The organism is Burkholderia savannae (genome assembly GCF_001524445.2).
Taxonomy (GTDB): Bacteria; Pseudomonadota; Gammaproteobacteria; order Burkholderiales; family Burkholderiaceae; genus Burkholderia; species Burkholderia savannae.
The window spans coordinates 2,270,383-2,282,930 of sequence record NZ_CP013417.1 but is presented as its reverse complement, the minus strand read 5'-3'; the positions used below and the strand labels follow the sequence as shown (position 1 = coordinate 2,282,930).

The 12,548-nt window shown below is 68.1% G+C and carries 10 protein-coding genes; 6 read left to right on the top strand and 4 right to left on the bottom strand.

What is annotated here, in order from left to right:
• Positions 1 to 93: 93 nt before the first annotated feature.
• Positions 94 to 1,287 carry an enoyl-ACP reductase FabV gene (fabV, locus tag WS78_RS11100; RefSeq protein ID WP_038751343.1) on the bottom strand — a complete coding sequence of 398 codons (1,194 nt, stop codon included), beginning with the start codon at positions 1,285 to 1,287 and terminating at the stop codon, positions 94 to 96.
• Positions 1,288 to 1,688: 401 nt separating this feature from the next.
• On the bottom strand, positions 1,689 to 3,272 hold the full coding sequence (locus WS78_RS11095) for an acid phosphatase (protein WP_038751342.1): 1,584 nt from the start codon (positions 3,270 to 3,272) through the stop codon (positions 1,689 to 1,691).
• Between the two features lie 233 nt (positions 3,273 to 3,505).
• On the opposite strand from WS78_RS11095, the gene WS78_RS11090 reads away from it, so the two are divergent.
• Complete coding sequence (locus WS78_RS11090) at positions 3,506 to 4,876, top strand: cytochrome-c peroxidase (RefSeq protein WP_059583022.1); 1,371 nt, start codon at positions 3,506 to 3,508, stop codon at positions 4,874 to 4,876.
• Positions 4,877 to 4,918: 42 nt separating this feature from the next.
• On the opposite strand, the gene WS78_RS11085 is transcribed toward WS78_RS11090, so the two are convergent.
• On the bottom strand, positions 4,919 to 5,779 hold the full coding sequence (locus WS78_RS11085; protein WP_059583026.1) for a M15 family metallopeptidase: 861 nt from the start codon (positions 5,777 to 5,779) through the stop codon (positions 4,919 to 4,921).
• Positions 5,780 to 5,929: 150 nt separating this feature from the next.
• Here WS78_RS11085 and WS78_RS11080 point away from each other — a divergent pair, with 150 nt between their 5' ends.
• The 3 genes from WS78_RS11080 (at position 5,930) to WS78_RS11070 (ending at position 9,099) form a co-directional block, all read left to right on the top strand.
• Positions 5,930 to 7,975 carry a glycoside hydrolase family 3 protein gene (locus WS78_RS11080; protein ID WP_059583189.1) on the top strand — a complete coding sequence of 682 codons (2,046 nt, stop codon included), beginning with the start codon at positions 5,930 to 5,932 and terminating at the stop codon, positions 7,973 to 7,975.
• Positions 7,976 to 8,217: 242 nt separating this feature from the next.
• Positions 8,218 to 8,604 carry an RT0821/Lpp0805 family surface protein gene (locus WS78_RS11075; RefSeq protein ID WP_038751339.1) on the top strand — a complete coding sequence of 129 codons (387 nt, stop codon included), beginning with the start codon at positions 8,218 to 8,220 and terminating at the stop codon, positions 8,602 to 8,604.
• An 18-nt stretch (positions 8,605 to 8,622) separates the two neighbouring features.
• Entirely contained in the window at positions 8,623 to 9,099 is a 477-nt protein-coding gene (locus WS78_RS11070) for an NUDIX hydrolase (RefSeq protein ID WP_038751338.1), read from the top strand.
• A gap of 324 nt (positions 9,100 to 9,423) precedes the next feature.
• Here the strand turns inward: WS78_RS11070 and WS78_RS11065 are convergent, their stop codons facing one another.
• Positions 9,424 to 11,133 (bottom strand): glutamine--tRNA ligase/YqeY domain fusion protein, encoded by a 1,710-nt coding sequence (locus WS78_RS11065; protein ID WP_059583030.1) that lies wholly within the window; start codon positions 11,131 to 11,133, stop codon positions 9,424 to 9,426.
• 264 nt (positions 11,134 to 11,397) lie between these two features.
• On the opposite strand from WS78_RS11065, the gene WS78_RS37040 reads away from it, so the two are divergent.
• Positions 11,398 to 11,607, top strand: a complete 210-nt coding sequence (locus WS78_RS37040; RefSeq protein WP_038751336.1) for an ornithine acetyltransferase — start codon at positions 11,398 to 11,400, stop codon at positions 11,605 to 11,607.
• A gap of 631 nt (positions 11,608 to 12,238) precedes the next feature.
• Positions 12,239 to 12,412 carry a hypothetical protein gene (locus WS78_RS37035; RefSeq protein WP_197419473.1) on the top strand — a complete coding sequence of 58 codons (174 nt, stop codon included), beginning with the start codon at positions 12,239 to 12,241 and terminating at the stop codon, positions 12,410 to 12,412.
• Positions 12,413 to 12,548 lie beyond the last annotated feature (136 nt).

The following is a 12,548-nucleotide window of genomic DNA, read 5'->3' as shown; positions in this document are numbered from 1 at the left end:
GCGCGCAGGGACGCAGGCATCGCATCGCGCGATGCCGATGCCGGGGGCGCCGGGCCTGGCGCCGTGCGAAGAGGCGGCTGCCCGATTCGCGAATCAGTCGATCAGATTCGCCATCCGCACGTTCGGGTCGACGTGCGCGTCGTAATCGACGCCGTCGATCTCGAAGCCGAACAGACGCAGGAATTCGGTCTTGTAGCCGGCGAAATCGGCGAGCGTGTACAGATTGTCGTCCGTCACCTGGTCCCACAGCTCGAGCACGCGCGCCTGCACGGCGGGATCGAGCTCGCGCCCGTCGGCGCGCAGCCGGCCTTCGGCGTCGACATGCGGATGCGCGCCGTAGAGACTGTCGCGGAACAGGCCGTCGACCTGCTCGATGCAGCCTTCGTGCGTGCCGCGCGCCTTCATCACCTTGAAGAGCAGCGACAGGTACAGCGGCATCATCGGAATCGCGGAGCTCGCCTGCGTGACGACGGCCTTCAGCACCGACACGCGCGCGTCGCCGCCGCGCGAGGCGAGCTTGTCGCGGATCGCGAGCACGGTGCGGTCGAGGTCCTTCTTCGCCTCGCCGATCGAGCCGTTCCAGTAGATGTCGTGCGTGACCTTCTCGCCGAGATACGTGAACGCGGTCGTCTTCGCGCCGTCGGCGAGCACGCCCGCCGCGTCGAGCGCGTCGATCCACATCCGCCAGTCCTCGCCGCCCATCACGGCGACCGTGCCGGCGATCTCGTCGGGCGTCGCCGGCTGAAGCAGCGTTTCCTTGATCGCCTCGTTGTCCGTATCGATCCCGCGCAGCCGCACCGCGCGGCCGATCGGCTTGAGCGTCGACTGGAACGTCTCGCCCGTCTTCGGATGCGTCCTGCGCGGCGCGGCGACGCTGTAGACGACCAGGTCGACCTGGCCGAGATCGCGCCTGATCGCGTCGATCGTCTTTTGCTTGATCTCGTCGGAGAACGCGTCGCCGTTGATGCTCGCCGCATACAGGCCGCGCGCGGCCGCTTCTTCATGGAAGGCGGCGCTGTTGTACCAGCCTGCGGTGCCGGGCTTCGCGTCGCCCGGCGCGCGCTCGAAGAACACGCCGAGCGTGGCGGCCGCCGATCCGAACGCGGCCGCGATGCGCGCGGCGAGCCCGTAGCCCGTCGACGCGCCGATCACGAGCACCTTCTTCGGCCCGTGCCCGATCGGGCCGCCGCGCTCGACGTAGGCGATCTGCTCGCGCACGCTCGCCGCACAGCCGGCCGGATGGGTGGTGACGCAGATGAAGCCGCGTACGCGCGGTTTGATGATCATGGCGGTCTCGCTTGGATGGCAGGGACGGTCGGAAAGGGAGCGTGCATTCTAAACGAGGCGCGCGGCGGGCCATGCGTTCGCGAGGGCGGACGGCGCGCGCGGCGGCGGCCGGAATGCGCGGCAGGCGGAGCGGATGGTGCGGGATCGGCGCCGGATCGGCGCGGATCGATGCAGATCGGCACCGGAGTGCCGCGGGAGTGCCGCACGCGATGAATCGGGCGGCGGACATCGCGGCGCGCGGCATCGCATGCGAGCGTCCCGTGCGCGCCCGGCCGCACGCGTGCGAATGCTTGCATCCGATCGGATGCGGCGCGCCGAGTGCGCCGCGCGCGGGCCGAAAAAAAGGGCGGCCGAAGCCGCCCAATGAAGCGATGTCGCGTCGTCGTGATCCGGTAGCGCGCTCAGTTGCCCGTCGACAGCGTGAGCGCGTTCGTCAGGTCGCCCATCGGCTTGAGGCCGTTCGCGACGAGCGCGTCGTCGCGCTGTTTGAGGCCCGCGAGCTTCGGCAGCGAGAAGCGGCGCGTGATGAAGCGCAGGATCGACGCGGTGTCGTATTGCGTATGGTCGACGAAGCCTTGCTTCGCGAACGGCGAGATGACGAACGCCGGAATGCGCGTGCCCGGGCCCCAGCGGTCGCCCTTCGGCGGCGCGACGTGATCCCAGAAGCCGCCGTTCTCGTCGTACGTGACGATCACGACCATGTTGTTCCACTGAGGGCTCTTCTGCAGGTGCGAGATCACGTCGGCGATGTGCTGGTCGCCCGACGCGACGTCGGTGTAGCCCGGGTGCTCGTTCAGGTTGCCCTGCGGCTTGTAGAACGTGACCTGCGGCAGCTTGCCCGCGTCGATCGCCTGGATGAGCGTGGTGCCGTTCGAGCCGGCGTCGAGCAGGTGCTGCGCGCGGCTCGCGCTGCCGGGCGCCTGGTTCGCGTAATAGTTGAACGGCTGGTGATGCGGCTGGAAGTTCGGCGAGGTCATGTTCGGCCCGTAGATCACGCCCGACGTGTTGCTTTGCGCGGCCTGCAGCGCCGCGCCCCACGCGCCGCCGTACCAGGCCCACGAGATGCCCGAGTTCGTCAGCAGGTCGCCGATGTTCTGCTGCGTCTGCGGCGGCAGCGTCGACGGGTTCGACGGATCGGCGAGGTTCGGATCGCCGCCCGATGCGGCCGCGTTGCCGCTCGGCTGATACGGCGGCTGCATCGTGTTGACCGCGTAGAAATCCGGCGTGAGGCCGCCCGATTTGACGAACTTCGGCGGGCCCGACAGCGCGGAAGCGGGCGAATTCGCGGCCGTCGTGAGCGTCACGCCGTCCGGGTTGACCACCGAGATCTGGCTCGCGGCCGGGCTCTTGTCGGCGTTCGGGTAATACGGCGCGCACGCGCAGATCAGGTACTGGTGATTCAGGAACGAGCCGCCGAACGCGCCCATGAAGAAGTTGTCGGCGAGCGTGTATTGCTGCGCGAGCTTCCAGAGCGGCAGCTTCGACGGATCGGCCGTGTAGTGGCCCATCACGAGGCCGCCCGCGTCGGACCACGCGGCGTACTTGTCGTTCTTGCCGCCGTCGATCTGCATCTGGTTCTCGTAGAAGCGGTGAACGAGGTCGCGCGTCGTCACGCTCATCGGCGTGTTGAAGCCGTTCGGATCGTCGATGGCGAACGGCGAGTTCGGCAGGTTCGCCGTCATCGCCTCCGTCACCGCGGGCGACACGCCCGCCGCCGTCAGGCCGTTCCAGATCTTCGGCAGCGTCGCGAGCGGCGTGCCGTCGCGGTCGGCCTGCTGCGCGCTCGCGGCCGTCGCGTTCTGCAGGCCGTTCGCGCCGGGGAAGTTGCCGTACAGGTTGTCGAAGCTGCGGTTTTCCGCATAGATCACGACGACGTTCTTCACTGCCGACAGGCCGGGCGACGTGACGTCGTCCCCGCCGCACGCGGTGAGGCCGAAGGCGGCCGCCAGCGCGATCGGCGTCACGCGAATCCAATGCTTGTTCATCCGTTATCTCTCTTGTCGCACGAGGGGTGTGGGTATCGAGGGGCCGGCCGGCGCGCGTCGCGCGAAGCGGCGTGCGGCATGAATGTGCTTTGACAGCCGGCTGCGCGGATTGTGTAAGGAGCGTTTGACAGCAACATGTTGTAATGCTTTCGTTCAGCTGTCGATTTATCGTCATCGATTTGTCATTCTCGTGACATACGCTCGCGCCTTTCCCACTCGACACCGCCGAATCGATGATGCGCCGCCCGCTGCGACACGCCACCCGGAATCGTTCGACCTTCGCCGCGCTGCGCACGCTCGCGGCGGCGACCGCGCTCGCGGCAAGCGTCGCCGCCTGCGATGCGAACGGCCCCGCCGAGACGCGCGCTTCGGCGCCCGCTGCGGTATCCGCTTCGGCGCCCGCCGCGCAGGCGGGTGCGCCCGCCGTCGTCGAGCGCCGGCCGCAGACGCGCGCGCAGGTGTACGAAGCGGTGACGCAGATGACGGCGCTCGGCCGGCAGCTGTTCTTCGATCCGTCGCTGTCGGGCAGCGGCAAGCTCGCGTGCGCGTCGTGTCACAGCCCGCAGCACGCGTTCGGGCCGCCGAACGCGCTGCCCGCGCAATTCGGCGGCGACGATCTGCGCCAGCAGGGCTTTCGCGCGGTGCCGACGCTCAAGTACCTGCAGAAGGTGCCCGCGTTCAGCGAGCACTATCACGAGTCGGACGACGAGGGCGACGAGAGCGTCGACGCCGGTCCGACGGGCGGCCTCACGTGGGACGGCCGCGTCGACAGCGGCGCGGAGCAGGCGCGCGTGCCGCTCACGTCGCCGTTCGAGATGAACGGCACGCCCGCGAAGGTCGCGCGCGCGGTGCGGGCCGCGCCGTACGCGGACGCGTTTCGCCGCGCGTTCGGCTCGCGCGTGCTCGACGACGACCGCGCGACGTTCGACGCGGTGCTGCAGGCGCTCGGCACGTTCGAGCAGACGCCCGACGTGTTCTATCCGTACACGAGCAAGTACGACGCCTATCTGGCGGGCCGCGCGCAGCTCACGAGCGCCGAGCTGCACGGGCTGCAGGTCTTCAACGACGAGAAGAAGGGCAACTGCGCGAGCTGCCACGTGAGCCGGCGCGGACTCGACGGCACGCCGCCGCAGTTCAGCGATTTCGGCCTGATCGCGCTCGGCGTGCCGCGCAATCGCGAGCTCGCCGTGAACCGGAATCCGGCGTTCCGCGATCTCGGCGCATGCGGGCCCGAACGCCGGGACCTGAAGGGGCGCGACGAGTTCTGCGGGCTGTTCCGCACGCCGACGCTGCGCAACGTCGCGCTGAAGAAGACGTTCTTCCACAACGGCATCTATCACTCGCTCGAGGACGTGATGCGCTTCTACGCGCAACGCGACACGCATCCCGAGAAGTTCTATCCGGTGAAGAACGGCGTCGTCCAGAAGTTCGACGACTTGCCCAAGCGCTACTGGAAGAACCTGAACGACGAGCCGCCGTTCGACCGCAAGCGCGGCGATCCGCCCGCGATGACCGACGCGGAGATCAAGGACGTGATCGCGTTCCTCGGCACGCTCACCGACGGCTACGACGCGCAAGCGAAGCCGGCGCTCGGCAATCGCTGAGACGCGCGCAACGGGCGGGCTGCGCGACGCCACCGCCCGGCGTCACTCGCGCAGCGCGTCTTCGACGCACGCGGCGCGCGCCGCCGCATGATTCTCGTGCGTCGTATCCGTAAGGCAATCCGCATACGACGCGACGTAACGCTCGAACATTTCGCGCGCTTCATCGGGCGGCGCGCCGACCATCTGCGCGACGAGCGCGCGCGAGCCCACTTCGAAGTGCTGATAGTCGATCGGGTCGTCCCAATAGCCGCCCCAGCGCAGGAAGCCGTTGTTCGCGAACACGTCGACGGCGCGCTCGGCCATGCCGGGCCTCGGCGGCTTGCCGGGCCGTTCGTCGAGCCGGTTCATCGACGCCTTCGCGGCGGACTCGGGCAGCACGCGCGCGCCGCCGTCGCCGCCGAACGACACGTACGGGTTGCGCAAAGGATTGACGTCGATCGCGACGCCGTACGCGTGCATCGACCACTCGTCGCTGCCCGTTTTGGGCCGCGAGTTGAACGCCGACGTGTTGTCGTCGTTCATCGACGCGACGTCGTCGCCGCGATAGCGCTCGATCGGCACGGCCTTGTTCAGCGGGAAGCGCATCCGGCGGAGCGTGTTGAAGATCGTCTGCACGCGCTCGGCAACCGCATCGAGCACGACGACTTCGCCTTTTTGCGTTTGGCCGTCGAAATTCACGTAATCGAACGACACGTTTCTCAATCGTCCGCATTGAACCGGCGAACGATCGCTCATTGCGCGTTCGGCATGCATATTCGCGCATTGCGCGGCCGTGATTCGGTTGATATCGGCAATCGCATTGGTCGTGCCGAAAACCGAAAGCAGCGTGAAAAGGGCCGTGCTATGCTGCGCGCACTGCCGAATCGGCGCGAATGTTCGCGGCAGAAGTCGCATGTCGATCACTGATTTGACGAATTCGATGCATGCGAATTCAGAGTGAATGGATATGCATGAAGTTCCGGAGTACCGATGAACCGAAAGCCGAAGGGAATTCCGGATCACGAATCAAATGACGTAAATGCCGCGAATGCGCGCGGCAAGGACTCGGTGAAAATGCGCAAGAAAAGCTTGGTTCATTTCCCCGTCGCGCTGGCGGTGACGGCGGCGCTCGGCGCCTGCTCGTCGGGCGACGACGACGCGACGATCGAATCACGCGCGGACGCGATCGTCGAGCGCATGTCGACCCGGCAGAAGGTCGGCCAGAAGATCATGATGGCGTTCCGGTACTGGTGCCCGGACGGGCAGCCGGCCTGCACGAGCGGCATGACCGAATTCCCCGACGCCGCGCGCGACGCGTTGCGTGAGAACGGCATCGGCGGCGTGATCCTGTTCTCGAACAACCTGACGGGCATCGAGCAGACGCGCCGGCTGATCGACGGAATCCGCGCGGCGCCCGCGGCCGACAGCCCGGTCGGCCTGATGGTCGGCATCGACGAGGAGGGCGGCAACGTGTTCCGCCTGCCGCGCGTGGAGGCGACGGCGTTCGCCGGCAACATGGCGCTCGGCGCGGCCTACGAGGCGACGAAGGACGACCGGCTCGCATACGACATGGGCCGCGTGCTCGCGGCGGAGATCGCGGCGGTCGGCTTCAACGTGAACTTCGCGCCGGATGTCGACGTGAACAGCAATCCGCTCAACCCCGTCATCAACGTGCGCTCGTTCGGCGACGATCCGGCGACGATCGGCCTGCTCGGCCGGCGCATGGTGCAGGGAATGAAGAGCGAGCGCGTGATCGGCACGTTCAAGCATTTCCCGGGGCACGGCGACACGGACACCGATTCGCACTACGGGCTGCCCGTCGTGATCAAGTCGCGCGCCGACGCGTACGCGATCGATCTCGCGCCGTACCGGCAGGCGATCGACTCGGGCGAGGCGCCCGACATGATCATGACCGCGCACATCCAGTATCCGTCGCTCGACGACACGCGCGTCGCGACGCGCACGGGCGAGCAGATGATCGCGCCCGCGACGATGTCGCGACGCATCCAGCACGACATCCTGCGCGGCGAATTCGGCTATCAGGGCGTGACGATCACCGACGCGCTCGACATGAAGGGCATCGCCGATTTCTTCGACGAGGACGATGCGGTCGTCAAGGTGTTCCAGGCGGACGTCGACATCGCGCTGATGCCCGTCGAGTTTCGCACCGCGGCCGACGCCGGCCGGCTGACGGCGCTGGTCGATCGCGTCGCGGCAGCCGTCGATGCGGGCCGGATCGACCGCGCCGAATTCGATCGCTCGGTGCGCCGGATCGTGCTGACCAAGCTGCGCAACGGCATCGTCGCGGCGGACCGCGGCAGGCCGATCGACGAACTGGCGTCGATCGGCGGGCCCGCGCATCGCGCGGTCGAGCGCGACATCGCGCGCAAGTCGATCACGCTGCTGCGCAACGAGAACGGCACGCTGCCGCTGCAGGCGCAAGGCCGGCGCATCTTCATCCTGACGCCGTGGGGCGAGCAGGCGGAGGCGATGCGGCGCCGTTTCGCCGAGCTCGGCCATCCGCTCGTGACGGGCGCGAAGCTGAGCGCGATCACGTGGCCCGAGCAGCAGCAGGCGATCGACGCGGCGGATGTCGTGATCGTCGGCACGCTGTCGACGGGCGTCACGCCCGTCGAGCACAACGGCGATCCGAGCGCGCGCATCGTGCCGCCCGCGCCCGCGCTGATGCGGCAGACGGCGCCCGCGAACGGCGAGGAGGCGGGCTCGGTGATCTTCGATCACGTCGACGCGGGCGCGGGGGCGGGCGCGGATGTCCGCGCGCGCCGCAGCGTGCTCGCCGTCGCGGTGCCGAACGAGGCGCAGCAGATGCGCGACGCGATGGATTACGCGAAGGCGCGGCGCAAGACCGTGATTCACGTGACGATGCGTGCGCCGTACGACGTGATCAGCTACGACGACGTCGCGGACGCGGCGCTCGCGACGTACGCGTACTACGGCTACGAAGGCGGGCTGCGCGGCCCGTCGCTGTTCGCCGCCGTCGACGCGATGCTGGGCGTCGAGCGGCCGGTCGGCAAGCTGCCGGTCGCGGTGCATGCGCTGAACGCGGACGGATCGACGGGGCCGCTGCGCTATTCGCGCGGCTTCGGCTTGCAGTACTGAGGAGCCGAGCGCCGGCCGCGACGCGGCGCTGCGGCGATGCGCGCGGCTGGCGGCGCGGCCGATCGCCGCGCGCCGCCCGAAGCGGTTTCGCCGTCGATTTTCTGCGGCGCGGCCCACGCGAGGCCGCGTCGCGCCGCCGGATCGGTTTCAAATACCGTTCGTTGCAGTTATCCTTGAGCGCTCTTGCGGCGCGCGGCCGAAGCCGCGCGCCGGACGTTCGATCGCTTCCAAAGGAGAACAACATGACGATGCGAGCCCGTGTCTCGATCCTGTCGCGCGCGCTGGCGGGCGCCGCGTGCGCGGCGGCCGCGCTTGCCGCGCACGCGCAGAACAACCTGAACTTCCTGAACGACACGCCGATCAGCTATTTCAGCAAGGCGGACACCGCGTCGCTCGCGAAGGCCGTGCAGAAGGTTCGCGACGAAGGCAAGGACGGCGAAACCGTCGACTGGATGAACGAAGGCCGCGGCACGAAGCTCGCGGCGAAGCTGACGCCGAGCACGACCGAGCAGGAAGGCCGCACGTGCCGCGAGATCAAGACGGAAATCGAGGCGAAGGGGCAGTCGATGACGCTGCGGCCGCTCTATTGCAAGACCGAGGCCGGCAAGTGGCAGTTGCAGAGGCGCTGACGCGGGCCTGACGCGCGGATGAGCGCGATGAAGCCGCGCGGCCGGCCGCGCACGGTGTCCTGCGGGATCGTGCTGCTCGATTCCGCCGGCCGCGTGCTGCTCGCGCACGCGACCGACACGGCGCACTGGGACATCCCGAAGGGCCAGGACGAGCCGGGCGAGACCGCGCAGCAGGCGGCGCTGCGCGAGCTGGTCGAGGAGACGGGCATCGTGCTCGATCCCGCGCGCCTGACCGATCTCGGCTTGTTCGCTTACCGGCACGACAAGGATCTGCACCTGTTCGCCGCGCGAGCCGCCGCGCACGAGACGGACCTGTCGCGTTGCACGTGCACGTCGATGTTCCCGAGCCGCCGCGACGGGACGATGATTCCGGAGATGGACGCGTTTCGCTGGACCGAGCCGGGCGAAGTGGAGGCGTACGCGAGCCGCAGCCTCGCGCGGCTTTTCGCGACGACGCTGTCGCTCGCGCAATTGCATCGGACGCTGCCGGGGTAAGCGCCGCGCGTGCGCGACAGCCAGCGTGCGCGACAGCCTTGCCGCCCGTCGCCGATGACGAACGTCGCATGACACGCCTCGGCGCGCGATCCCCCGCGTGCGACGCCCGGCGTGCGACGCCCGGCCGATTCGTCCGCGCGAGGTTCGGTGTCACGCGCGCCTGCGCGCCGGACGCCGCACGCGCCGCGGCAATCCGGACCGGTCGGCGGGCCGAAAGCCGACTCGGCTGCCATCCCGGCTCGGACATCAAACGAAAATGCCCGGCCTGAGCCGGGCATTTCATTTTTTGCGCGGCGCGAGTAACGGAGCGCGCCGAAGCGGCCGTCAGGCCGGCTTGCCCCAGCTGTCGCGCAGGCCGACGATCCGGTTGAACACCGGCTGGCCGGGTTTCGAATCGACACGGTCCGCGACGAAGTAGCCGTGGCGCTCGAACTGATAGCGCGCCTCCGGCGTCGCGTCGCGCGCGCCGGGCTCGAGGTAGGCCTGGACGACCTTCTTCGAATCCGGATTCAGCGCCTCGAGGAAGTTGCGGCCGCCCGCGTCCGGGTGCGGCTCCTTGAACAGGCGATCGTAGATCCGCACTTCGGCCGGGCACGCGTGCGGCGCGCTCACCCAGTGGATGTTGCCCTTCACCTTGTAGTTGTTCGCGCCTTCGGTGCCCGACTTGCTGTCCGGATAGTAGTTGCAGTGCACGGCGATCACGTTGCCGTTTTCGTCCTTGTCGGCGCCCGTGCATTCGATCACGTAGCCGTAGCGCAGCCGCACCTTGTTGCCCGGGAACAGTCGGAAATAGCCCTTCGGCGGGCTCTCGTTGAAGTCCTCGCGCTCGATCCACAGCTCGCGCGAGATCGGGAACGTGCGCTGCCCGCGCTCCGGATGGTGCGGGTGCACGGGCGCCGTGCATTCCTCAGTCTGGCCTTCCGGATAGTTGTCGATGACGAGCTTGAGCGGATCAAGCACGGCGACCGTGCGCGGCGCCTTGTCGTCGAGGTCGTCGCGCAGCGCGCCTTCGAACACGCTCATGTCGATCCACGAATCGACCTTCGTCACGCCGATCCGCTCGCAGAAGAGCTGGATGCTCTGCGGCGTGAAGCCGCGGCGGCGCACGCCGACGATGGTCGGCATCCGCGGGTCGTCCCAGCCGTCGACGTGGCCTTCCGTCACGAGCTGCAGCAGCTTGCGCTTGCTCGTGATCGCGTACGTGAGATTCAGGCGCGAGAACTCGATTTGCTGCGGCAGCGGCCGCGCGAACACGCCGGCGTCGGCGAGCTCGTTGAGCACCCAGTCGTAGAGCGGGCGGTGATCCTCGAATTCGAGCGTGCAGAGCGAGTGCGTGATGTTCTCGATCGCGTCCGAGATGCAGTGCGTGTAGTCGTACATCGGGTACACGCACCACGCGTCGCCCGTGCGGTAGTGGTGCGCGTAGCGGATGCGATAGATCACCGGGTCGCGCATGTTCATGTTCGGCGAACCCATGTCGATCTTCGCGCGCAGCACGTGCTCGCCTTCCTTGAACTCGCCCGCCTTCATCCGGCGGAACAGGTCGAGGTTCTCCTCGGGCGAGCGGTCGCGGAACGGCGACGGCGTGCCCGGCTCGGTCAGCGAGCCGCGGTTCGTGCGCATCTCGTCGGCGCTCTGGCTGTCGACGTACGCCTTGCCGCGCTGGATCAGCAGCTCGGCGAATTCGTAGAGCTTGTCGTAATAATCGCTCGCGAAGTACTGGTGGTCGACGCCGTCTTTCTGCCAGTCGAAGCCGAGCCAGCGCACCGCGTCGATGATCGAATTCACGTATTCGACGCTTTCCTTTTCCGGATTCGTGTCGTCGAAGCGCAGGTGGCACACGCCGCCGTAGTCGCGGGCGACGCCGAAGTTCAGGCAGATGCTCTTTGCATGGCCGATGTGCAGATACCCGTTCGGCTCGGGCGGGAAGCGCGTTTCGACGCGGCCGCTCCATTTGCTCGCGCGGTTGTCGTCGTCGATGATGTTGCGGATGAAATTGGAAGGCGCGGTGGCGTCGTTGCGTTCGGTGCTCATGCGGAACAGGGAAGAAAAAGGGGGAGGGCGCGTGCCGCGCCGCTCGAATTCGTCAATTCTACCTGACGGACGACCGTCCTGAGGAGCGGCGCACCTTGCGGCGGGCGGCGCGGCGCGTTTTTCCGGCATTTGTGCGGCATGTGTTGCCGCTGTAACGGGAGGTAAATCGCCTTGCCGGCCGGATCGCGCTTTTTTAAGATGCGCTCACCCAGGTTTCATGCCGCCGCGCCGTGCCTTGCGCGGCAACGTTTCGAAGGCAGCATCATGATGAAGAAGACCAGCTTTCTCGTTCGCGCCACCGTCATCGCCGTGGCGCTCGCCAGCTTGAGCGCGTGCGCGATGAACCGCACGCAGCGCAACGCCGGCATCGGCGCGGCCGCGGGCGGCGCGCTCGGCTACCTGATCACGGGCGGCCCGATCGGCACCGTCGCGGGCGCGGCGGCGGGCGGCCTCGTCGGCGCGGGCGTGCGCTAAAGGGCGCAGAAGGGCATTAAAGGGCATTCGACGCGGCGGCCGAGCGGTGGACGGGGCCGCCACGGCGCTCCTGTCGAGCAGGTGGCGCGGGCGAATGCCGGGGGCGGTGCCGGATCGTAGATCCGGGGCGTCGAATTCGCCGGTTTCGCGCCCTTCGTCAGCTTCGTTGCACGAATGCATGTGTCAGCCCGTCGCAAGCCGGGCAGCAGGGCGCGCCATAGGCGCGCCCGTTTTGTTGGCGGGCACGATTTCGTCGGGTTTTGGGGCCCTTCGACGAGGGCTCGCGATCGGCATCTTCGCCGGCTGGTTTGTTCGGGGGCACCGTTTCGGGTGTCGGCGGCCGAAGCGACGCGCTCGTGTTCGCGGTTTTTCGGTCGACGTCGGGCGTTGATCATTCCTGTCGCTATCCCGCTTTCCCGCTAGAGGAGAAACTTGCGACGCGACGACATGCGGGACCTCCGCAGGGAAAACGTGGAAGCCCGCTTTGTACCGTTCGGTCGTGACGAGGCGATGTCCGGGTGCGCTTGCCGGGTGCCGCGTGCGGTGAACGGGGCGGGCCGCGCGTCGAGATCCCGGGTTGCGGCGCGCGGACATTTCGGGCTTTCGAGGGGGGCAAGTTCCGGCGCGCGAAATGCGGAGTTCGAAGCTCGGGCTCGGGCTCGGGCTCGGGCTCGGGCTCGGGCTCGGGCTCGGGCTCGGGCTCGGGCTCGGGCTCGGGCTCGGGCTCGGGCTCGGGCTCGAAGCTCGACGCTCGACGCAAAAGTTCAACCGTCGATGCTCAACGTCCGAAGCCTTGAAGCTATAGAAGTTCGCGAGTTTGAATCGGCAAACCGGCAAACCGGCAAACCGGCGAAACGGCGAAACGGCGAAACGGCGAAACGGCGAAACGGCGAGCGGGCGAGCGGGCGACGGGGCGAAGAACCAACACTCGAGAGAAAGAA